Genomic DNA, 23,794 nt, shown 5'->3' with positions numbered 1-23,794 from the left:
CACCAGAATGCAAATCCCCAGTAGAGCGCGAGTCTGATGAAATCCATTCAAGCGCGCTGCCACAGTTCAGTGACAATTTGATGAACCCTGCCAAACGGTAAGCGACCAGCATTAACTAACACCTGCGGTGCTCCCGGCGGACGCTCAATTGCCAGGCCAATTCCGGCCTCAAGCAACGGTGTCATCGCCCCATGAACATTACCCCCGACACGCCCGCCTTCGTCCCCGTGCCCGCGAGCGCGCCACCGTACTCCCTGGAAAGCCCCGCGGCGCATGCCGCCGTCGAGCAGTGGCGCACCCTGCTCACCACGTTCAACGACCTGCTGGGCAAAGCGCCAGGGGTGCGCGAAATCCTGCGCACCCTGCTCGCCGACACGTTCAAGGTGGACCCCGACACCACCGGCCTGGTATTTCGCAGCGATGATGACTTCGCCTTCATCAGCCTCACGCACCTACTTGCCTTCGTCCGCCATCACCCCACACCACCCAGCGATCTGGACACCCTCGCCAAGGTGCGCGGAACACCCGATGCCGGGCCCGTTCTCGCCAACCTGCGCCCCAGCGAGCTGTATGCACGGCTGGCGACAATGGATACGTCCCACTCGATTGGCGAGCGCTGGAACGCCTACTGGCAAGCCCGTGCCGCCGGCACGCCTTTCAGCCGCCAGGAACACGCCAGGAAACAATATGTCGGGCATTTCGACGCGGCCCTGAAGATTGCCACCCTCGAGCAGACGTTGAGCGAGGCGCAGCTGCGCCCGCTCCAGGCGGTGGCGGACAATCCGGAGTGGCTGATCAAGGACGGCCAGCAGGTTCGCATCCAGACCCTCGCCGACCACCCCGCAAGCCTGATCTTCAGCCTTGCCGAGGAACCCGCGCGAGTGCTCTATCGCCCGGCCGGGCAGCCCGTTTTCACAGGCTACGAAAACCAGGCCAGGCTCGAAGAGGCGCTCTCTCCCGACACACAGGCCGGCCTCGAATACCTCACGCTCGATGGCGTTGCCGACGGTTTTACCGCCGTGCTCGACCAACTGCTGGCCGCCACCCTGGCCACCCTGGATCACGACCCGGGTGCCGACATCAGGCAGCATGCCGAGTTCGCGCTGAGCCAGGCGGACGACCTGAATCTCCAGCGGCGCTCGCCCAACGTATTCGCCGGCCCTCCAGCACCTGAAGCGGACACCGAGGACGACAGCCAGCCTTCGCTTTTCGATTTCGGCGCCCTCACCGAGGACATTCCCCACGCGCTGCGCTCACGCCAGATCAGCGACCTGCTCGAACGGCTGTCGAGCCTGGACGAAGCTACCTTGCGACAGCTCAGGGATCACGAATCCAGCCTGAAAGCCGCGCAAGCCAAGGCTCTGGCGGCGATCGAGGTACACCTGCAATCCCCGCGCTGGCATTCCGACGCGGCAGCGGTCGTCCCCTCCCGCGAGCTGGTCGACGCGCACTACAAGGCATTGCGTGCCCATGGGCAGATCCAGCATCTGCTCGGCCAGATCGACGCGACCGAACTGAGCTGGATCGAGGCATTGACCCAGCGCAATGACGCCGCAGGCTCGGCCGTCTGTCCGAAGCTCGAACAGACCGCGTCGCCTGCCACCGATGCCGGCCACACGCACCGCCTGATGGACGCACTGGTGATCACCCATCCTTCGGCATTGAACGCCCGCCCCACAACCCGCAGCCTGCTGGTGTATTGGGCGAGTGAACACGGCGGGCTGCTGCGTTGCCCCGACCAGGCCGCGCTGGAACAGTGCCTGGGTGTCGGCAAGGACAATGGCCAGTCACTGAGTTTGCAGTCGATCAGCGGCGATGCCATGGCGCAGATCCTTGCCCACAAGTTCGCCTCGGCACGCCAGAGCTGCACACGCATTCTTCAGGACGAGGGCATTCACACGCTCAAACAGGCGCTACCACGCATCAGCCAGGCATTGAAGTCAGACCTGCAAGCTCCAGGGCACGCCGCCAGGGCCAGCGCCCATGGCCTGCTCGAAGAACAGTCGCATGCCGTGAAACTGGCCGGGGCCGCGCCTTCCTGGTTGAAAGCCATGTCGACCGCCAATCGACAAGCACTGGTGGAGGTGCTCGAGCGTTACATCAGCGCCATGCGCAGCAGCCGCGCACTGCTCGCGCGCGACTTGCCGGTTCGGGAAGCGTTCTGCCGGGCATTGATCAACCGAAAGTTGAAGGACGATTTCGATGCCGACGACGTCGGCCAGATCCACCTGGACCTTCCCATACGGGTTACCTCGCAGAGGGATCCGATCGTCGGCAGTGGCGCGCAGGGCGTTCCAGTGAGGCTGGAGGATACCCCCAGCCAGGAACGTACCCAGGTGCCCCTGCAGACCCTACTGCTCGAGAACATCGATACCGAGATGACCCGCCGTCTGCAGTTCCTGAAGGTGCAGGTCGCCTCCAGCAGCGCTGACACCGTGCGGGTCCTGACATCAGGCCTGACCTCCAGTTACGTCCACGGCCTGGCGACGGCCCTCGACCTGGCACAAGCCTACGAAGACCGGATTCGCCAGGCGTTCCTGGGCCTTGACGAGACAGAGCACGCCCGGGCATATCGCCGCGAGACCCTGCTCGAACCCGTACGGCTGATGCTGCAGATCCAGCGCCTGCTCTTCCATGAACGCGGTTACCTGAATGACCAGAGCCAGGCCATCCTTGCCCTTGCCAGCGATGCCCGGTACCAGGCCGACGGGCACGACATACGTCTACTCGCCGCACGGCTGACCAGTGGCGGCCCGGACACGGACGACCAGCCCGTCACCCTGTCCGGCGTCACCTTCATCGAGGACCAGGCCAGTGGCGTCACCCTGCTCTACCTGCCCGACCATCCCGCCAGCCCGGTACGCCAGTACCCCAATCTGGAAGAGGCGCGCCTGAGCCTTTACGAACGCAGCAAGACCCAGGAGGAACAGGCGTACCTGATCAGCCGTGCCTTGCTCGGCAATCCCGACGCCCACAGGTCGCGCCTTGCCCAGGCCCACGCCAATCGCTTCAGCGGCATCATCGGCCTGGGCGCGCAGTGGCCCGCCAGCACGTCCCTGGCGCAATTGCTGCTCGACGCCGAAATGGGCCGGCTGATCGAGGCGAACCGTGCCACCTCCCGCTCCAGCCGCGACCTGTGGCAGGAGAACTTCACCTACCAGAGCGGCATGGTTTTCAACTACCTGAAGATGGCCTTGGGGTTCATCCCCTTCGTCGGCACCGCCATCGGTCTCTATGATGTGGTCGACGCCATGCACCAGGCGGCCAAAGCCTTCACCCAAGGTGAAATTGCCCATGGCCTGGACGAGCTGGAAAACGCGATCACCTCGCTGATCGACGCCGCGATGGACCTGGTGAACGGCGTGGGCTTCAGCCCCAGCGCAGCCCTGCGCACCAGCAAGCAACGACAACTGCGCCAGCTCAAGGGCCACAGGCCAGGCAGCCGCTACCTCTCTGCCGCAGCCGGGCAACGCCTGAAACGGCTGCGAGGGTACGAGTACGATCAACCGCTGTCGCTGCAGGGCTTGCCAAGCCCCACCTCGGGACGTTGGCGCGGTGTGTACCGAACCGGACAAGGGGATTTCATCCTGATCGAAGGCACCCCCTTCCAGGTCGAATGGGATGCCACCCTGCACACCTGGCGCCTTAGCGGCAATGCCCGGTCCTCCTGGAAGATGGCGGTCGGCCTGGATGAACTGGGACGCTGGGACACCCACTTCGCCTTGCACGGCGTTCATGTGCGCGGCGCCGGAGGCGGTGGTGGGCAAGCCGCCAGCCGCATTGCCGACACCCTCGAGCCGCTCTGGCCTGCCGCCATCAAGGCACGCCTGCCGCTCTGGTGGCGCGATCGGACCTACCGTTTGCGCAAGCAGCTGCAGGACTCGATCAGTGCCCGCACACACACCCTGAGCAAGCTCGGCAAGGACCTCGAGTCGCGAACGGCAGTGGAAAATGCCCTGGACGATACAGTGCTGAGGTCGAGCCTGGAGCGCTACATCGATGAGGCACGCCGTAATCATGCCGATTACGAAAGGCTTCAAGGCGTTTCGAGCAGGGCAAGACAAAGCGAGGCGAAGAAGCTGGCGAGCGAGATGGCCGAAGCGATCTGCGAAGGCAACTATCACCTGCGGGTTCACGCGCACAAGCGCTTCCTCAGGCACCTGGAGGAGATCAAGCAGCTCATCGCCACGCTTCAGGACGTCTCCCACCAGCTCACCCCCGACCTCGAACGGCCGCGGATGGTGACCTTGACCTCGCAGATGCTGCAGCTGCGTCGACGGATGCGGGAGATTCGCCAGAGCACCCTGATCGAGGTGGATGAGCTGAGCATGCGCATGGATCAGATGCGGCACTGGGAGGCCAAGGCCTTACGGCCTCGCAAGCGGCTGAAGCTGTTCGACGCCATCGACAACGACCTGACGCGCCTGCCCCGCCCGGCCCTGGACTACCTGCTGATCAGTCAGCTCACCGCGCTGATCACGCGGGCACCGGCAACGCTGGATCTGTCGTGGGTCAAGTTGCAGAAGCTCATGCACGATCCGCTGATCGAACTGGACCGCGCCCTGCATGCCCTCCATCAACTGCCTGGCGTGCACTCCAGCAAGAATCAGCGACAGGACATCCTGAGCACCTCGCTGAGCAAGATCGACGGTTACCGGAGCAAGCTGCGCTACTGGCAGGCGAGCTACGGCCAGTTCTTCGACACGGCGTCGCTCGAGCGGTTGAAGAGTGTCCTGAAGCGGCACACCGAGCACTATCGCACGCTTGTGCGGGAGCCAAGCCCGACACCGTCCTCGCCAACCCGACCAGCCGATGCGAGCGCGCCGCGAGTCTTCGAGACCACGGACAACCACTACCTGATCGGCGAACCGCGCCGACAGGCCAACGAATACCGGATTACCGGGCCGAGCGGGCATACCGAGATCTACATCGAGTCCACCCCGGGCAAGTTCACCCTGAGCAACCCAGTTGCGCCACCCGGATCCAGGGCCGCGTCAATGGCGGAACTCGAGGCTGAAGCCAATCGGCACCTCGATGGCCTTGCCGGCTACCGCCAGCAGATCGAGCGCTACGCCCGCACAGGCATGGACGGCGCCAGCCTGGAGGACCTGATGCACTTCAAGGCCCAGGACCTGAACGACCTTGCCAGTCAGATCAACGCCCAGGATGCCTCCGCTGCGCTGCTTGCCAGGCTGCGCCGAGAGGCATCGACGCTCATCGAAGACGGACGCAAACTGCATGTTCGCCAATACATGAGCAGCCACCGCCCCACCGCCGCCATGCTTGGCTATCTCCTGGACCAGCAGGCCGTCGATATCGAGCGTATCGGCAGCCTCACCCTCCTGGGCAAACGGCAGGACGGTCGCCAGGATTTCCTCCAGGAATTCGTGGTGCGTGATCTCACCCAGCAGCCACCGACCGAGCTTTGGTTCGCTCACTTCCATTTCAGCAAGGCACAAGCGCAATTCACCGAGTTCGAAGCGGCTCATCTGAAGATTCCGGCGCAACGCTACCTGGGCGGCGAGTGGCAGGCGACCCATGTCGAGGACATCTGGCGAGGCGAGATCGGTCGCCCCATGGCCGTGCGGCATTTCCAGCCGTTGTTCTGACCGTCGACAGGGCATCCCCGGGATGCCCTGTTTCCTGCCCTGGCGCATCGACAACCGCGTGAACATGAGGGAGACTCAACATCCCCTGCCCTCGTGTCCCGGAGTTCGTCGTGCTGGAAATGCGTCACCTGAAAACCCTTCATGCGCTGCGTGAGGCCGACAGCTTGGTGGAGGCCGCCGAGCGCCTCCACCTCACGCAATCGGCGCTGTCGCACCAGTTCAAGGAGCTGGAGGAGCGCCTGGGCCTGCCGCTGTTCGTACGCAAGACCAAACCCATCCGCTTCACCAGCGCCGGCCTGCGCCTGCTGCAGCTGGCCGACGCCACCCTGCCGCTGCTGCGCGGCGCCGAGCGCGACATCGCCCGCCTGGCCGGTGGCACCGCCGGGCGCCTGCACATGGCCATCGAGTGCCACAGCTGCTTCCAGTGGCTGATGCCGACCATCGACCAGTTCCGCGACGCCTGGCCGGAGGTGGAGCTGGACCTGGCCTCGGGATTCGCCTTCGCCCCGCTGCCGGCCCTGGCCCGTGGCGACCTGGACCTGGTGGTGACCTCCGACCCCGTGGACCTGGCCGGCATCACCTACGTGCCGTTGTTCACCTACGAGGCCATGCTTGCCGTCGCCAACCAGCACCCGCTGGCCGGCAAGCCCTGCATCGTGCCCCAGGACCTGCTCGACCAGACCTTGATCACCTACCCGGTGGAGCGCGATCGCCTGGACATCTTCACCCGCTTCCTCGAACCGGCCGACATCGAGCCCGCCGCCGTGCGTACCTCGGAGCTGACGGTGATGATGATGCAGCTGGTGGCCAGCGGCCGTGGCGTGTGCGGCATGCCGCACTGGGCGCTGCACGAGTACAGTTCGCGCGGTTACGTGAAAGGCAAGCGACTGGGCGAGAAAGGCCTGTTCGCCACGCTCTACGCGGCGGTGCGCACCGACATGCTCGATGCGCCGTACATGCGCGACTTCCTGCTGACCGCCAAGGACACCTCGTTCGCCACCCTCGATGGCGTCAGCGCGGTGCGTTGAGGCCCTCGCGCCACAGCGGCAGGATCAGGTCGCGGGTCAGCGGCGCCAGGTTCAGGCTCGGCGCCTGGTTGGCGGCCAGCCACACCACTTCCTCGATCTCCGCCGCCGGGGCCACGGCCTCGGCGCTGTCGACGCGGAACAGTTCGGCCTGGACGGCGAAACCGGGCTCGTTGGCCGCGGGCGCGCTGAAGCGGCCCAGGTGCACGACCTGGCCAGGATCGACCCGCAGCCCCAGCTCTTCATGCAGCTCACGCACCAGCGCCTGGGCGGGCGATTCGCCTGCGTCGATCTTGCCGCCGGGCTGCATGAAGGCCAGCGTGCCGCGCTTGCGCACCAGCAAGGTACGGCCCTGCGCGTCGATCAGCAGAGCGGCGGCGATGCGGATGGTGTTGGACATGAGGGGCTCACAGCTGGATGAGGGCGAACAGGATACCTGACAGGGCCCTGTCGCGGGGCAAGCTCCCCGGACGAACGGCCCCTTGCCAATCCGTCATCGCCCCTCCATAAACAAGCCATGAACCTCCCCGCCCACCTGCACCCGGTGCTCGACCTGTTCCACCCGGCCGTGGCCACCTGGTTTCGCCAGCGCTTCGCCACGGTCACCGAGGCCCAGGCCGGTGCCTGGCCGCTGATCCACGCCGGCCAGTCGATGCTGCTGGCCGCGCCGACCGGCTCGGGCAAGACCCTCAGCGCGTTTCTCGCGGTGCTCGACGAGCTGTTCCGCCAGGGCCTGGAACACGGTGGCGAGCTGCCGGCGCACACCCAGGTCGTGTATGTCTCGCCACTCAAGGCGCTGTCCAACGACATCCGCCTGAACCTCGACGCGCCGCTCGAAGGCATCAGCCAGCAGATCGAACGACTCGGCATGCAAGCCCCGCGCATCACCACCGCGGTGCGTACCGGCGACACGCCGCAAAAGGAACGCGCCGCCATGCGCAAGCTGGCGCCACATATCCTGGTGACCACCCCGGAGTCGCTGTACGTGCTGATGGGCTCGGCGTCAGGCCGTGAAGGGCTGGCCAACGTGCACACGGTGATCGTCGACGAGATCCACGCCCTGGCCGGCAACAAGCGCGGCAGCCACCTGGCCTTGACCCTCGAACGCCTGCAGGCGCTGACAGGCCGACCGCTGCGACGCATCGGGCTGTCCGCCACCCAGCGCCCCGTCGAGCGGGTCGCGCAATTTCTGGTGGGGCACGAACGCCCGTGCGCCATCGTCGATATCGGCCATGCCCGTCAGCGTGACCTGGCGCTGGAGCTACCGCCCGTGCCGCTGGGCGCGGTGATGGCCACGGATGTCTGGGACCTGGTCTACGACCGCCTCGCCGCCCTCGCCCGCGAACATCGCACCACACTGGTGTTCGTCAACACCCGGCGCCTGGCCGAGCGCCTGAGCCGTCACCTCGGCGAGCGCCTGGGCAACGAGGCGGTGGCCGCGCACCACGGCAGCCTGGCCAAGGAGCATCGCCTGGCTGCCGAGCAACGACTCAAGGCCGGCGAACTGCAGGTGCTGGTGGCCACCGCCTCGCTGGAGCTGGGCATCGACATCGGCGAGGTCGACCTGGTCTGCCAGATTGCCTCCCCCGGCTCGATCGCCGCATTCCTGCAACGGGTCGGACGCTCCGGGCACCAGGTCGACGGTATCCCCAAGGGGCGCCTGTTCCCAACCTCGCGGGACGAACTGATCGAATGCGTGGCGCTGCTCGACTGCGTGCGCCAGGGCGAACTCGACACGCTGCACGTCCCCCGGGCGCCGCTGGACGTGCTGGCGCAACAGATCGTCGCCGAAGTCAGCAACCAGCCGTGGAACGAACGTGCGCTGTTCGATCTGCTGCGCCAGGCCACGCCCTATGCCGAGCTCGACGAAGGCCACTACCAGGCCCTGCTGCGCATGCTCGCCGAGGGCTACAACGGCCGCCAGGGCGTACGCGGCGCCTACCTGCACCGCGATGCGGTGAACGGCTCCCTGCGCGGACGCCGGGGCAGCCAGCTGACCGCACTGACCAGCGGCGGCACCATCCCGGAAACCGCCGACTACGCGGTGCTGCTCGAACCCCAGGCGCTGAACATCGGCAGCGTCAACGAAGACTTCGCGGTGGAAAGCATCGCCGGCGACATCTTCCAGCTGGGCAACGCCTCCTATCGCATCCTGCGGGTCGAACCCGGTCGAGTGAGGGTCGAGGATGCCCATGGGCTACCGCCGACCATTCCGTTCTGGCTGGGCGAGGCGCCAGGGCGCAGTGACGAACTGTCCGCGGCCGTGGCGCGCCTGCAACAGCGCATCGACCAGCAGTTGCAGGCCGGCGATGGCGAGCGGGTGTCCAGTTGGCTGCAGACGGCCTATGCCCTCGATGACGCCTGCGCCAGCCAGCTGCTCGACTACCTCGGCCGCACCTGGCAGGTGCTTGGCGCCCTGCCCTCGCAGCAGACGCTGGTGATGGAGCGTTTCTTCGACGAGTCCGGCGGCACCCAGCTGATCATCCACTCGCCCCATGGCAGCCGTATCAATCGTGCCTGGGGCCTTGCCCTGCGCAAGCGCTTCTGCCGTACCTTCAATTTCGAGCTGCAGGCGGCGGCCAGCGAAGACGCCATCGTGCTGTCGCTGTCCACCAGCCACAGCTTCGAGCTGGAGGAGGTCTGGCGCTACCTGAACAGCCGCACGGCCGAGCCGATCCTGGTCCAGGCCCTGCTCGACGCGCCGCTGTTCGGCGTGCGCTGGCGCTGGAACGCTGCGGTGGCCATGGCCCTGCCGCGCTATGTGGGCGGGCGCAAGGTGGCGCCGCAGATCCAGCGGATGAAGAGCGAGGACCTGGTGGCCGCGGTGTTCCCCGATCAGATCGCCTGCCTGGAAAACATCGTCGGCGAGCGGCAGATTCCCGATCATCCACTGGTCGAGCAGACCCTCGACGACTGTCTGCACGAAGCGATGGACAGCGAAGGCTGGCTGGCGCTGCTGCGGCGCATGGAGAACGGCGAGGTGCGCCTGCTCAGCCGTGACCTGCCGACGCCCTCGCCGCTGGCCTCGGCGATTCTCAATGCGCGGCCCTATGCCTTTCTCGACGATGCACCGCTGGAGGAACGGCGCACCCAGGCCGTGCTCAACCGACGCTGGAACGAAGTTCACAGCGCTGACGATCTGGGCGCGCTGGACGCCGACGCCATTGCCGCCGTGCAAGCCGAAGCCTGGCCACGGGCGGACACTGCCGACGAGATGCATGAGGCACTGATGGGCCTGGGCGCCATTACCTGCGACGAGGTCGAAGACAATGGCGCCTGGCAGGATCTGCTGCGGCAACTGGCCAGCTCAGGTCGGGCCTGCTGCCTGGACGCAGGCGGGCAACGATTGTGGTTGGCCCGCGAACGCCTGCAACCGATGCTGACCCTGTATCCCGATGCCCGCCTGGAGCCGGATGTGCCGGTGCTAGCGGGCTTCGACGATCCCTGCGAGCGCGACACGGCCCTGACCGAACTGCTGCGCGCGCGCCTGAGCGGTTTCGGCCCATTGACCCTGCCACAGATCACCGAGCCCCTCGCACTGGCAGCCGCGGACACCGAACAGGCGCTGGCTCGCCTGGAAGGCGAAGGCTACGTGATGCGTGGCCACTTCAGCCCCGGCCAGACGCGTCTGCAATGGTGTGAACGGCACCTGCTGGCACGCATCCATCGCTATACGGTCAAGCGCCTGCGCCAGGAGATCGAGCCCGTCAGCCTGCAGGACTACCTGCGTTTTCTGTGCGATTGGCAGCACTTGAGCGGCGACACACGCCTGCGCGGGCCGCAGGCGGTCGCTGAAGTCCTCGCCCAACTGCAGGGCTTTCCCGCCGCCGCCGGGGCCTGGGAAAGCGACCTGTTGCCGGCGCGGATCAAGGACTACAGCCCGCACTGGCTGGACGATGCCTGCCGCAGCGGCCTGTGGACATGGAGCCGGCTGGCGGCCACGGTGGCGGCCAGCACCCTGAGCAGCACCCCGCTGGTGCTGCTGCCGCGCGAGCAGTTGGGGCTGTGGCGTAGCCTGGCCCCGGCGCCCGACCTCGAGCAACTGGGCGCTCGCGCGCAACGGGTGCTGCGGACGTTGCAGGAACAAGGCGCGCTGTTCTTCGACGAACTGACCCATGAAGCCCACCTGTTGCCCAGCGAACTGGAGTCGGCCCTGCAGGAACTGGTCGGCGCGGGCCTGGCCAGTGCCGACGGCTTCAGCGGCCTGCGCAGCCTGATCACCCCGGCGGCCAGGCGTTCGTCGCGCAACAGCCGCCGCGGACACCCGCCACTGTCGAGCAGCATGGTCCACGCCGGGCGCTGGGCATTGCTGCGACGCACGGTCGCCACTGACGATGTCGACCAGCGCCTGGAACATGTCGCCCGCAGCCTGCTGCGTCGTTATGGCGTGGTGTGCTGGCGACTGCTCGAACGCGAAAGCGATGTACTGCCAGCATGGCGCGACCTGCTGCGCTGCTATCACCGCCTCGAGGCCCGTGGTGAGATCCGTGGCGGGCGCTTCATCGCCGGGCTGGCAGGCGAGCAGTTCGCCTTGCCCGAGGCAGTGGGGCTGTTGCGTCAGGTGCGCCGACGCTCGCCGCAGGGCGAGCTGGTGGTGGTCAGCGGCTGCGATCCGTTGAACCTGGTGGGGACCTTGTTGCCGGGAACCAGGGTACCGGCGGTGGCGGGCAACCGTGTGCTGTACCGGGAGGGCGTGGCAGTGGCCACTCGGGTGGCGGGAAAGTATCAATTTCTTGTCGATACGACAGCCACCGAACAGGCGCAATGGCGCCAGCACCTGTTGCGCGGCACACCAGCGCTGTAGGGAACAGATTTGTCCGCTCCCACGTGGGTGGTGCTGGATGCTGTTCCCTGCAGATCGCCCAGCCCATGGCGCTGGGCGATCTGCAGGAGGATCAGCGCTTGGCCTGGAAACCGGCGAACCGCTTGTTGAATCCGGCCACCCGCCCTTCGATCGTCGTCTTGCGCTGCTGCCCGGTGTACACCGGGTGCGAGGCACTGGATACATCCAGCGCCACATACGGATAGGTCTGGCCATCGCTGTGCACCTGGGTCCGGTCAGTATCGACGGTAGAGCCGATCAGGAAATACACATCGGCGGCCGTGTCGTGGAACAGCACAGGGCGGTACGCGGGATGGATGCCAGCTTTCATGGGGGATACTCCTCTGAACAATGTTGTTACTTTATAACATACATTAACGAGAATGATTTTCGATACCCGAATTTTCATTTTTACCCCGTCGTCCAACCGGGCTATGGTCGGACCTTGCCCAGGCCCCTGAGCCTGACCGAGCCATTCGCAAGGACACCGTATGAGCCTGTCACTTCTCAGCCGTTACGCCTTTTTCGCCGCCTGCGTGCTGTTCACCCTGGTCAGCCTGCCGTTCCTGGAGCATGACTGGCTGTGGCCATTCACGCTCGCCACCGCAGTGCTCAGCCTGATCGGTATGTTCGACCTGCTGCAGCAACGCCACGCGGTACGCCGCAACTATCCGATCCTCGGCAACATCCGCTACCTGGTCGAAGGCATCCGCCCGGAGATCCGCCAGTACCTGCTGGAATCCGACAGCGACGCCCTGCCGTTCTCCCGCGCCCAGCGCTCGCTGGTCTACGCCCGGGCCAAGAACGAGGCGTCGGACAAGCCCTTCGGCACATTGATCGACGTCTACGAGTCGGGCTTCGAGTTCATCGGTCACTCCATGCGCCCGGCGCCATTGGCCGATCCGGCCAGCTTCCGGGTCGTCGTCGGCGGCCCGCAGTGCACCCAGCCTTACTCGGCGTCGATCTTCAACATCTCGGCGATGAGCTTCGGCTCGCTCAGCGCCAATGCCATCCGCGCCCTCAACCAGGGCGCCAAGCTGGGCAACTTCCACCACGACACTGGCGAAGGCAGCATCAGCCCCTACCACCGCGAACACGGCGGCGACCTGGTCTGGGAGCTGGGCAGCGGCTACTTCGGTTGCCGCACGGCGGACGGTCGCTTCGACCCCGAGCGCTTCGCCGCCCAGGCGCAGAATCCGCAGGTGCGGATGATCGAAATCAAGATGAGCCAGGGCGCCAAGCCCGGCCATGGCGGTATCCTGCCCAAGCACAAGGTGACTCAGGAAATCGCCGAGACCCGCGGCGTGCTCATGGGGGAGGACTGCATCTCGCCATCGCGCCACAGCGCCTTCTCCACTCCGATCGAGATGATGCAGTTCATCGCCCAGCTGCGCGAACTGTCCGGTGGCAAGCCGGTGGGCTTCAAGTTCTGCCTGGGTCACCCCTGGGAATTCATGGGCATCGCCAAGGCGATGCTGGAGACCGGCATCCTGCCCGACTTCATCGTCGTCGATGGCAAGGAGGGCGGCACCGGCGCCGCGCCGGTGGAATTCACCGACCATATCGGCGTGCCGCTGCGTGAAGGCTTGTTGTTCGTGCACAACACCCTGGTCGGCCTGAACCTGCGCGACAAGATCAAGCTAGGCGCCAGCGGCAAGATCGTCAGCGCCTTCGACATCGCCAGCGTGCTGGCCATCGGCGCCGACTGGGCCAACTCGGCGCGCGGCTTCATGTTCGCCATTGGCTGCATCCAGTCGCAGAGCTGCCACACCAACAAGTGCCCGACCGGCGTGGCCACCCAGGACGCCCTGCGCCAGCGCGCCCTGGTGGTGCCGGACAAGGCCCAGCGGGTGCTGAACTTCCACCACAACACCCTGCGCGCCCTGGCCGAGATGCTCGCCGCGGCAGGCCTGGAGCATCCGGCGCAACTGGAAGCCAAGCACCTGGTACGGCGGATCTCGGCCACCGAGATCAAGCTGTTCTCGCAGATGCATGTGTTCCTCAAACCGGGGGAATTGCTGACCGGCGAGGTCAATGGGCAGTTCTATTCGCGGATGTGGCAGCTGGCCCGGGCGGACAGCTTCGAGCCGCACAGCGAAGTGGCGGCCTGATAGATCCTGGGGCTGCTGCGCAGCCCTTTCGCGACACAAGGCCGCTCCTACAGGCGATCACGAATCATGCAGGAGCGGCCTTGTGTCGCGAAAGGGCCGCAGAGCGGCCCCGACGCTTTCAGATCAGGAGGCGGTACTCGCCACGCCCGAGGCCTCTTTCGGCGCCAGACGGAAGGTGTAATACAGCACCGTCAGCAACACCAGGAACGCCGGCCCGATGTACAGGGCCACGCGGGTGTCCGGGAAGTACGCCATCAGCCCCACCACCAGCACCAGGAACGCCAGCGCCAGGTACGAGCTCAGCGGCCACAGCCACATGCGGTATTTCAGCGCATTGCGCTCGGCAGTGGACAGTCCGGCACGGAACTTCAGCTGCGCCAGCAGGATCATCACCCAGGTCCAGATCGCGCCGAAGGTGGCGATCGAGGTCACCCAGACGAACACCTTCTCCGGCACCAGGTAGTTGGCCAGCACACCCAGCAGCAGCGCGCCGATCGACAGCAGCAGCGCGTTACGCGGCACGCCGTTCTTCGAGGTCCGGGCGAAGGTGGCCGGCGCCTGGCCGTTCTGCGCCAGGCTGTAGAGCATGCGCCCGGTACTGAAGATGCCGCCGTTGCACGACGACAGCGCGGCGGTGATCACCACGAAGTTGATGATGCCGGCGGCGGTCTTGATGCCGAGGCGCTCGAAGGTCATGACGAAGGGGCTGCCCTGGCTGCCGATCTCGTTCCACGGGTAGATCGACAGGATCACGAACAGCGCGCCCACATAGAACAGCAGGATGCGCCAGAACACCGAGCCGATGGCCTGGGGGATGGTCTTCTGCGGGTTGCGCGCTTCACCGGCGGTCAGGCCGATCATTTCCACGCCCAGGTAGGCGAACATCACCATCTGCAGCGACATCAGCACGCCGGTCACCCCATTGGGCATGAAGCCGCCGTTGCTCCACAGGTTGGAGATGCCCATCGCCACGCCATCGTTGCCGAAACCGAAGGCGATGATGCCGATGCCGCCCAGGACCATGGCGATGATGGTGACGATCTTGATCAGGGCGAACCAGAACTCGAACTCTCCGAACGCCTTGACCGCGATCAGGTTGATCGCGCCCATGCTGCCTAGCGCCATCAGCGCCCAGATCCAGCGCGGCACGTCGGGGAACCAGATACCCATGTAGATCGCCACGGCGGTGATTTCGGCGACGCAGGTCACCAACCACAGGAACCAGTAGTTCCAGCCGGTGAGGAAGCCCGCCAGCGGGCCGAGGTAGTCCTGGGCGTAGCGACTGAACGACCCGGCGACCGGGTTGTGCACGGCCATCTCGCCAAGAGCGCGCATGATCACCAGGATGGCCAGGCCACCGATGATGTAGGAGAGCATGATGGCGGGGCCGGCCATTTCGATGGCCTTGGCCGAGCCGAGGAACAGGCCGACGCCGATACAGGCGCCAAGGGCCATCAGACGGATGTGCCGTTCGCCCAGCTCGCGCTTGAGCGGGCCGCCCTGGGCGGACTCGCCGTGGGCAGGGTGGTTGCCGACTGGCATAGCAATACAACCTCATTTTGTTATTGGATTTGACCTTCGTGCAGCACCAGCCGCGCCGATAGGCGGGGCGTCGACTTGCCAGGCAGCCTTGTGGGCCGGCCTGTCCACCGCGTGCCCAAGGCACCGACAGACGAAGGGGGCGAGCAGTATAGGAAGCCACCTGCAGGGCTTTTCACTATATACAGCAGGATATTTGGCGAGATTTCTCGGACAAAACCCCTTCAACGGAGGGGCATCACCGCCCCGCCCCACCCATGCACAGGAATGGGGCAGCTACCTTAACAACATTGCCGAAGAATGGAAGTCGCACCAAAGGCGCATGTTCACACCCGACTTTTCGAAGCTTCCTACAAATTTTTCACCAAACCCGACCACCGTCTAAGCTTCAGACAAGCAACGCGAAAAGTACCTGGCCGGACTCAAGACTATGGGCGCACTGTGGCAATCGGAACCAACCAGAACGGAAGCACCCAAAGCACCTCAGGCTGAATCCCCTTTGCCCAGGACCCCACGTCAGCGCCGCCTGTGGTGGCGCCTGATCCTCCTCATCCTGGTGGTAGCCGTGGTCGCGGTAGGCTTTGCCGCCTACGACGAATTCCAGACCTCGCGCCTGCAGTCGCGCGAATTCAGTCGCCTGGCCAGTACCCTGACCTATGCCCTCGAACCCGGCCCGAGCGACGCCATCGTCTACCCCGGCGATGGCCCGTTCGACAAGCGCCTGGGCTACAGCGCTCTGGGCGAATTCCTGCCGCGCCTGCTCAAGCGCGACTACCTGATCAACCAGCAGGTGCGTTTCTCCCCGGCGCTGATGAACTACGTCGACCACGGCCTGTTCGTGCCATTCGTGGAAAAGATCCAGGCCGGCCTGTCGATCACCGACTGCCGTGGCGACACGCTGTACCAGTACAACTATCCCCAACACCTGTACCCGAACTTCGCCGCCATCCCGCCGGTGATGGTCAACAGCCTGCTGTTCATCGAGAACCGCGACCTGCTCGACCCGAAGGACCCGCAGAACAACCCCGCGGTGGACTGGCCGCGCTTCGCCAAGGCAGCCTACAGCCAGGTGGCCAAGTACTTTTCCCTGCCCGGCCAGTCCGCCGGCGGCAGTACCCTGGCCACCCAACTGGAGAAGTATCGCCATTCACCGGACGGGCTCACCGTCTCGGGCGCCGAGAAGATCCGCCAGATGATTTCCGCGAGCGTGCGCGCCTACCAGGGCGGCCCCGACACCACCGAGGCCCGCGAGCGCATCGTGCGCGACTACCTCAACAGCGTGCCGCTGTCGGCGGTGCCCGGCCACGGTGAGGTGCATGGCATGGCGGAAGGCCTGCGGGTCTGGTACGGCGCCGATTTCGACCAGGTCAACCAGGCGCTGGCATCCACCGCCAGCGACGAGAAGAGCATGGCCGAGCGCGGCCTGGCCCTGCGCCAGGTGCTGTCGTTGATGATTGCCCAGCGCCGGCCTTCGCACTACCTGTCCAAGGGCCGCATCGAACTGGCGGATCTCACCGATTCGCATATCCGGGTACTCGCCGCCAACGGCATCATCGACCGCCCGTTGGCCGACGCCGCCCTGGCCAGCAAGGCGGTGTACCGCGACTGGGTCGCCCAGCCGACCATCGTGCCGATCATCACCAACAAGGGCATCAGCCTGGCCCGCAACCGTCTGGCGGCGATGCTCAACCGGCCGCTGTACGACCTCGATCGCCTCGACCTGTCGGCCACCAGCACCCTGCAGGCTGACCTGCAGGTGCAGGTCAGCCAGTACCTGAAGAACCTCGCCGACCCGGAGTTCGCCGCGCAGATCGGCCTGATAGGCGAACGCCTGCTCACCGCCAAGACCACTGACCAGGTGAGCTACAGCTTCACCCTGTTCGAGCGCACCGCCGACGGCTCGCGGGTGAGGGTCCAGACCGACAGCACCAACCAGCCCTTCGACATCAACGAAGGCAGCAAGCTGGAACTGGGCTCCACCGCCAAGCTGCGGGTGCTGACCACCTACCTGGAGATCATCGCCGAGCTGCACGACAAGTACGCCGGCAAACCTGCCGCGGAGCTGAAGAAGGTGCCGGTGGCCGAACTCGACCGCATCACCCAGTGGTCGCTGGAGTGGCTGATGCTGAACAGCAAGAACCAGAGCCTCGACGCCATGCTCGACGCCGCCCTGGAGCGCAAGTACTCGGCCAATACCGGCGAGGCCTTCTTCACCGGCGGTGGCATGCACGTGTTCAACAACTTCCGTAAGGAAGACAACAGCCGCAACCCGACTCTCAAGGACGCCCTGCGCGAATCGATCAACCTGCCGTTCATCCGCCTGATGCGCGACATCGTGCGCTACGTCACCTACCAGCAGCCGTTCAACCGCGAGCCGCTGCTCAAGGACGACAGCGACCCGCGCCGACAGGAATACCTGGCGCGCTTCGCCGACCGCGAAGGCACCAACTACACCATGCGTTTCTGGAAGAAATACCAGCGCAAGACCTCGCAGCAGCGCCTGGACACCTTCCTCGACAGCCTGCGCGTGACCCCGCAGCGCCTGGCCGCGGTGCACCGCTATCTGTTCCCCGAAGCCGGCCAGGAAACCTTCAATGCCTTCGTCCGCGCCCACAGCAAGGGCGACAAGCTCGCCATGGCCAAGCTCACCGATGGCCGCCTGGTGGACATGTACGAAGCCTATGGCCCAGGCAAGTACGACCTGCCCGACCAGGGCTACATCGCCAAGGTCCACCCGCTGGACCTGTGGTTGCTCGGCTACCTGCTGAAGAACCCCGGCGCGTCGCTCAAGGATGCCCTCAACGCCAGTCGTTTCGAGCGCCAGGAGGTCTACAGCTGGCTGTTCAAGAGCCGCCACCAGGGTGCCCGTGACAGCCGTATCCGCACCATGGTCGAGATCGAAGCGTTCACCGACATCCACCAGCGCTGGAAGCGTGTCGGCTATCCGTTCGACCATCTGGTGCCTTCGCTGGCCACCGCCATCGGCAGTTCCGGCGACCGCCCCGCCGCCCTTTCCGAACTGGTCGGCATCATCCAGAACGACGGCGTGCGCCTGCCGACGCTGCGCATCGACACCCTGCACTTCGCGCAGAACACCCCCTACGAAACCCAGTTGATCAGCGACCCGGACCGCGGCCAGCGGATCCTGCCGGTGGAGGTCGCCCGGGCGTTGAAAGGCGCCATGTCGCAAGTGGTCGATGCAGGTACCGCGCGGCGTATTTCCGGCAGCTTCAAGCTGCACGACGGCACGCCACTGGTGATGGGCGGCAAGACCGGCACCGGCGACAACCGCATCGAAAGCTTCGGTGCCGGTGGCCGGTTGATCGGCTCGCGCTCGCTCAACCGTACCGCGACCTTCGTGTTCTTCCTGGGCGACAACCACTTCGGCACCCTCACCGCGTTCGTCCCGGGGCGCTCGGCCGAGGCGTTCAAGTTCACCTCGGCGTTGCCGGTGCAAGTGCTCAAGGGCATGGCGCCGATCCTCATGCCGTACCTGGAGCCGGGCAACCCTACCGCCTGCAAGGCGCCGCAAGTGGCGGGCCAGTCCTGACCCCTGTCATCGGGCTTTGATGGGAGCGAGCTGGCCCCACGATGGCTCGGCGAACCAATCAAACGATTAGATGATAATCATCGGCGTTTGACGGCTTGTCTTTAGATATATCTTGAGTAATATCTTGCGATATATCGAAACAGACGGAGCCCTCCCCATGCGCGATCACGACCCCTTCGAACGCCGCCCCGGTCGCGGCGAACGTGGCCCACGGGTGTTCGCCCCGGGCGACCTGAAGCTGCTGATGCTGTCGATGCTGGCCGAGCAACCCGGCCACGGCTACGACCTGATCCGCCAGATCGAGACCCTCTTCGACGGCAGCTACAGCCCCAGCCCCGGGGTCATCTACCCCACCCTCAGCTACCTCGAGGAAGCCGAGCTGGTCACTGGCGCCATCCAGGGCAGCAAGCGCCTCTACGCCATCACCGACGCCGGCCGCAGTGCCCTGCAGGAGCAGGCCGTCGCCCTCGACGGCGTGCGCATGCGCATCGAAGTGAGCAAGCGCGCCCTGCGTGGCCATGACCGTCCAGCGGAAATCCACGAAGCCGTCGGCAACCTGCGCCACGCCCTGCACATGCACAGCGGCCGCTGGACGCCTGAAGAGATCGAGCGGGTCCGCACCCTGCTCAACGATACCGCCAAGGCCATCGCCTCCGGGCCGGCCGTTACGGAGAACACCCCATGAGCGACACCATCCACCGCGTCAATCACGAGATCCGCCAGCGCCGCCTCGAGGTGCTGCGCGTCACCGACCTCACCCCGCGCATGCGCCGCATCACCCTCGGTGGCGCAGAGCTGGCCGGCTTCACCAGCGTCGGCACGGACGACCACATCAAGCTGCTGTTCGCCAACACACCCGAGCAGCAGCAGACCATCGACGCCCGCAACCTCGGTCGCGACGGCGGCGCCCGACCGACCATGCGCGAGTACACGCCACGGCGCATCGACCTGGTGAACAACCAGCTGGATATCGACTTCGTCCTGCATGGCGACGGCCCCGCTTCCACCTGGGCCGCCCAGGCCGCGCCCGGGCAGACCCTGGACATCGCCGGCCCACGGGCCTCGATGGTGGTGCCGGACATCTTCGACAGCTATCTGCTGATCGGCGACGAAACGGCGATCCCGGCCATTGCCCGGCGCCTGGAGGAGCTACCGGCAGGCCGCCAGGTGCTGGCGGTGATCCAGATCGAGGACGAGCAGGAGCGCCAGGCGCTGGCAAGCAAGGCCCAGGTCGAGGTGATCTGGGTGCGTCGGCAGCAGGAGGATGTGCTGGAGCGGGTGAAGCACCTGGCGCTGCCCCAGGGCCGGCTGTATGGCTGGGTGGCGCTGGAGAAGGCACTGACCCGCCAGGCCAAGGCGCTGTTGCTGGAGAAAGGCGTGCCCGAGGATGCCCTCAAGGCCGCCGCTTACTGGCGAGCTGACGGTACCGCCGACGACGAATGATCGGGACCTGCACGCCCCGGTGCAGGAGCGGCCTTGTGTCGCGAAAGGGCCGTGCAGCGGCCCCAGCAATTTCTGTCCTGGCGCTGAGACCCCGGGGCCGCTTTGCGGCCCTTTCGCGACACAAGGCCGCTCCTACAGGGCTGCGCTTGATCTGAATGGCGAGGTCGGCAACGTCATGAAGGCCTGCGCCAGCGATCCACCCCGAGCAACACCAGCCCGATCCCCCAGAACCCCGCCAGCACCATCAGGGCATTGCCCAGCACCTGCCCGTAGCCCAACCGTGCCACGTCGATGAACGGATAGGGATAGACGCCGATCTCATGCCCGCGCAGCAGCACGAAGGCGAAATACAACATCGGGTACAACGTCCAGGCCGCCAGGTGCCAGAGCCGCAATCGCCCCTTGGGCACCTCCAGCCACCAGTACAGGACGAACACCAGCGGCATCACATCGTGCAGCAGTTCGTCCGCCAGCCACTGCCAGCCCTGGGGCTGCCACAGATGGCGCAGCAACAGGCTGTAGGCCAGCGCCACCAGCAGGATGCTCGCGGCGATGCACGAGCTGACCGCCGGCGACAGGAACCAGCGCCGGGCCGGCGACTCGCGGCCAAACGCGGCATGGCTCAGCACCGTGGCCACCAGTGTGTTGCTCAACACGGTGAAATAGCAGAACAGGTTGACCAGCCCACCGATCAGGCTGGCCTGCTCCTGCCAGCGGGCCAGCAGTACCAGGTACAGCTGGATCGCCAGCCCCGCCCAGCCCAGGACGGCAGCCAGTGTCAGCCAGGGACGACGCGGCATCAGCCTTTGCGCTGCAGCTTCACGTACAGCTGCTCGACCCTCTCCCGCGCCCAGGGGGTCTTGCGCAGGAAGGTCAGGCTCGACTTGATGCTCGGGTCGCTCTTGAAGCAGCGGATGTCGATGCGCTCGGCCAGGCCCTGCCACTGGTAGTGCGCCACCAGCTCGGTGAGGATCTGTTCGAGGGTCTTGCCGTGCAGCGCGTTGTGATTGGCCGTGCTCATGCCAGTGCTCCAGATTCGGGAAGGTGCGCACCTTACACGAGTGTAGTGGGGTAGTGGCATCTGCGGCCTGTACGGCTGTGCCTTGTAGGAGACTGCCCAGCCCTTCGGGCCACGCTGTCGCGCTGGGAACTGTCCCCCTGTGGGAGCGGCCTTGCGTCGCGAAAGGGGCGCGCAGCGGCCCCAGCTTCTGAGCCACCATCAAAATTGCCGGGCTGCTGCGCAGCCCTTTCGCGACGCAAGGCCGCTCCCACAAGGCTGAGCGATCTCCTACAGGGTCGCCCCACAAAATACTGGCCAGTACCGAACAGTTCGTGATGAAATGTTATAAAGTAACCATAAACATTTCTGCCAAGGAACGCCACATTCCCATGCGTCACATGCCGCTCCACCTCTCCCCTCTCGCCGTCGCGCTCTGGCTGGCTTCATCCCCCAGCCAGGCCGTCGAGCTGCAACCCCAGGTGATCACCGCCAACCCACTCGGCAACGCCCAACTGGCCGCCCCGAACACCGTTCTCGAGGGCGACGCGCTGCTGCAACAGCAACACGGCAGCCTCGGTGAGACCCTCAACAAACAACCCGGCGTCGCCTCCACCTGGTTCGGCCCTGGCGCCAGCCGTCCGGTGATCCGTGGCCTGGACGGCGACCGGATCCGCATTCTGCGCAACGGCGTCGGCGCCCTGGATGCCTCGTCGCTGTCCTACGATCACGCCGTGCCGCTGGACCCGGTCACCGTCGAGCGGGTCGAGATCGTCCGCGGCCCGGCCGCCCTGCTCTACGGCGGCAACGCCATCGGTGGGGTGGTCAATACCTTCGACAACCGCATCCCCGATTCGCCCATCGACGGCATCCATGGGGCCGGCGAGTTGCGCTACGGTGGCGCCGACACCACTCGCAGCAGCGCCGGCAAGCTGGAGGCCGGCAACGGTGCCTTCGCCCTGCACCTGGACGCCAACAGCCGCCAATTCAACGACCTGCGCATCCCTGGCTATGCGCGCAGCTCGAAAGTGCGCAGCGCCGACGAGCCGGGCAGCAAGCATCGCCTGGAAAACAGCGATGGGCGCCAGGACGGTGGCGCGATCGGCGGTTCCTACCATTGGGATCATGGCTATGCCGGCCTGTCCTACAGCCGCTACGACAGCAACTACGGCTCGGTGGCCGAGCCCGGCGTGCGCCTGGACATGCAGCAGGACCACTACGGCTTCGCCTCGGAGCTGCGCGACCTCGACGGCCCTTTCAGCTCGGTCAAGGTCGATGTCGGCTATACCGACTACCAGCACCGCGAGATCGAAAGCGGTGAAGTGCACACCACCTTCAAGAACAAGGGCTACGAGGCGCGTATCGAGGCCCGCCACCAGCCGCTCGGCCCGGTCGAAGGCGTGATCGGTGCCCAGGTCAGCCGCAACGAGTTCTCCGCGCTGGGCGAAGAAGCCTTCGTCCCTCACACCGACACCGACAGCCTGGCGCTGTTCCTGCTCGAGCAGTGGCAGGCCAGCGAACGCCTGAACCTGAGCCTGGGCGCACGCATGGAGCACACTCGGGTCGATCCGGACGCCAAGGGCAACGAGAACTTCGCCGGGGCCGACAGCGCCAGCAGCTTCAATGCCTTCAGCCTTTCCTCGGGCGCGGTCTACCAGCTCGACCCGATCTGGGCGCTGGCCGCCAACCTCGGCTACACCGAGCGTGCGCCGACCTTTTACGAGCTGTACGCCAACGGTGCCCACGTGGCCACCGGCGCCTATGAAATCGGCGATCCGAACCTGAACAAGGAAAAGGCCATTTCCGCCGATCTGGCCCTGCGCTTCGACAACGGCACCCACAAGGGCAGCGTCGGCGTGTTCTACAGCCACTTTCGCAACTACATCGGCCTGATCGGTACCGGCAACCTGCGCGAAGGACATGATCACGACCACGATGACGATCATGGCCACGACCACGATCATGACCACGGTGACATCCCCGAATATGCCTACCAGGGCGTGCGGGCGCGCTTCTACGGCATCGAGGCCCAGGACCGCTGGCAGTTGCTGGAAAACCGCTACGGCAGCTTCGCCCTGGAACTGTCCGGCGACTACACCCGGGCCAAGAACCTCGACAGCGGCGAGCCGCTGCCACGCATCGCGCCGCTGCGCCTGAACAGTGCGCTGGTGTGGGAGCTGGACCGCTGGCAGGCGCGGGTCGACGTGCAGCATGCCGCTTCGCAGCATCGCAAGCCGGCCAACGAGACCAGCACCGATGGCTACACCACCCTCGGCGCCAGCCTCGGCTATCGCTTCGACATCGGCCAGAGTGAATGGCTGGCGTTCGTGCGCGGCGAGAACCTGACGGACCAGACGGTGCGCTATGCCAGTTCGATCCTGCGGGATATCGCGCCGGCGCCGGGGCGCAGCGTGCAGGTCGGTCTGCGTACCAGCTTCTGATGGTCGGGGCGCTTTGCGCCCCTATCGCCGGCAAGCCGGCTCCCACAAGAACTGCGCTTTACCTGTGGGAGCCGGCTTGCCGGCGAATAGGCGGCACACTTACTGTTACCCCATCAGCAACAATCCCCTGCGACATTTTGTCTTTTTTTCTTACAACTTCCCCTATATCCTCCCCGCCGCAAGCTGAATCGCTTCACTCGATACCCGTCGCAGCCATTTCCCTTCGAAGACCCCGCACTTCGTTGCGCTTGCCGTTT

13 protein-coding genes are annotated in these 23,794 nt (G+C 65.7%); 8 read left to right on the top strand and 5 right to left on the bottom strand.

Features of this window, described 5'->3' with window-relative positions; translation table 11 throughout:
* The first annotated feature begins 191 nt into the window (after positions 1–191).
* Together N7422_RS19480 and metR are read left to right on the top strand one after the other, a co-directional pair.
* Positions 192–5,609 (top strand): DUF6543 domain-containing protein, encoded by a 5,418-nt coding sequence (locus N7422_RS19480; protein WP_279808065.1) that lies wholly within the window; start codon positions 192–194, stop codon positions 5,607–5,609.
* 110 nt (positions 5,610–5,719) lie between these two features.
* Complete coding sequence (metR, locus tag N7422_RS19475) at positions 5,720–6,637, top strand: transcriptional regulator MetR (RefSeq protein WP_279808064.1); 918 nt, start codon at positions 5,720–5,722, stop codon at positions 6,635–6,637.
* Here the strand turns inward: metR and N7422_RS19470 are convergent.
* Positions 6,621–7,034, bottom strand: coding sequence for an NUDIX domain-containing protein (locus N7422_RS19470; protein ID WP_279808063.1), 414 nt, complete (start codon positions 7,032–7,034; stop codon positions 6,621–6,623). The two genes, metR and N7422_RS19470, sit on opposite strands and share 17 nt — an antisense overlap.
* A gap of 117 nt (positions 7,035–7,151) precedes the next feature.
* Between N7422_RS19470 and N7422_RS19465 the strand changes: the two genes are divergently transcribed.
* Positions 7,152–11,438 carry a DEAD/DEAH box helicase gene (locus N7422_RS19465; RefSeq protein WP_279808062.1) on the top strand — a complete coding sequence of 1,429 codons (4,287 nt, stop codon included), beginning with the start codon at positions 7,152–7,154 and terminating at the stop codon, positions 11,436–11,438.
* Between the two features lie 91 nt (positions 11,439–11,529).
* Here the strand turns inward: N7422_RS19465 and N7422_RS19460 are convergent, their stop codons facing one another.
* The gene (locus N7422_RS19460) at positions 11,530–11,787 is read right to left on the bottom strand and encodes a type B 50S ribosomal protein L31 (protein ID WP_279808061.1); all 258 of its coding nucleotides are present in this window, start codon (positions 11,785–11,787) and stop codon (positions 11,530–11,532) included.
* Positions 11,788–11,947: 160 nt separating this feature from the next.
* On the opposite strand from N7422_RS19460, the gene N7422_RS19455 reads away from it, so the two are divergent.
* A complete protein-coding gene (locus N7422_RS19455) occupies positions 11,948–13,567 on the top strand; it encodes an FMN-binding glutamate synthase family protein (protein ID WP_279808060.1) in 1,620 nt (539 codons plus the stop codon).
* A gap of 123 nt (positions 13,568–13,690) precedes the next feature.
* Here the strand turns inward: N7422_RS19455 and N7422_RS19450 are convergent, their stop codons facing one another.
* Entirely contained in the window at positions 13,691–15,109 is a 1,419-nt protein-coding gene (locus tag N7422_RS19450) for an amino acid permease (RefSeq protein ID WP_279808059.1), read from the bottom strand.
* 427 nt (positions 15,110–15,536) lie between these two features.
* Here N7422_RS19450 and N7422_RS19445 point away from each other — a divergent pair, with 427 nt between their 5' ends.
* The 3 genes from N7422_RS19445 to N7422_RS19435 all read left to right on the top strand — a co-directional run bounded on the left by N7422_RS19445 (position 15,537) and on the right by N7422_RS19435 (position 20,099).
* Positions 15,537–18,656, top strand: a complete 3,120-nt coding sequence (locus tag N7422_RS19445) for a transglycosylase domain-containing protein (protein WP_279808058.1) — start codon at positions 15,537–15,539, stop codon at positions 18,654–18,656.
* A 157-nt stretch (positions 18,657–18,813) separates the two neighbouring features.
* Positions 18,814–19,341, top strand: a complete 528-nt coding sequence (locus N7422_RS19440) for a PadR family transcriptional regulator (protein ID WP_279808057.1) — start codon at positions 18,814–18,816, stop codon at positions 19,339–19,341.
* Positions 19,338–20,099: a siderophore-interacting protein gene (locus N7422_RS19435; RefSeq protein ID WP_279808056.1), complete on the top strand. Its 762-nt coding sequence runs from the start codon at positions 19,338–19,340 to the stop codon at positions 20,097–20,099. The genes N7422_RS19440 and N7422_RS19435 overlap by 4 nt, the downstream gene beginning before the upstream one ends.
* A gap of 173 nt (positions 20,100–20,272) precedes the next feature.
* Here the strand turns inward: N7422_RS19435 and N7422_RS19430 are convergent, their stop codons facing one another.
* Together N7422_RS19430 and N7422_RS19425 are read right to left on the bottom strand one after the other, a co-directional pair.
* The gene (locus tag N7422_RS19430; RefSeq protein ID WP_279808055.1) at positions 20,273–20,899 is read right to left on the bottom strand and encodes a Pr6Pr family membrane protein; all 627 of its coding nucleotides are present in this window, start codon (positions 20,897–20,899) and stop codon (positions 20,273–20,275) included.
* Positions 20,899–21,120: a VF530 family protein gene (locus tag N7422_RS19425; protein WP_279808054.1), complete on the bottom strand. Its 222-nt coding sequence runs from the start codon at positions 21,118–21,120 to the stop codon at positions 20,899–20,901. The genes N7422_RS19430 and N7422_RS19425 overlap by 1 nt, the downstream gene beginning before the upstream one ends.
* A gap of 368 nt (positions 21,121–21,488) precedes the next feature.
* Between N7422_RS19425 and N7422_RS19420 the strand changes: the two genes are divergently transcribed.
* The gene (locus tag N7422_RS19420) at positions 21,489–23,537 is read left to right on the top strand and encodes a TonB-dependent receptor (protein ID WP_279808053.1); all 2,049 of its coding nucleotides are present in this window, start codon (positions 21,489–21,491) and stop codon (positions 23,535–23,537) included.
* Positions 23,538–23,794 lie beyond the last annotated feature (257 nt).

Origin of the sequence: Pseudomonas sp. GD04091, from assembly GCF_029836165.1 — a bacterium.
Taxonomy (GTDB): Bacteria; Pseudomonadota; Gammaproteobacteria; order Pseudomonadales; family Pseudomonadaceae; genus Aquipseudomonas.
Note: the sequence above shows the minus strand (reverse complement) of the source record. Positions and strands in the feature narration are given on the sequence as shown.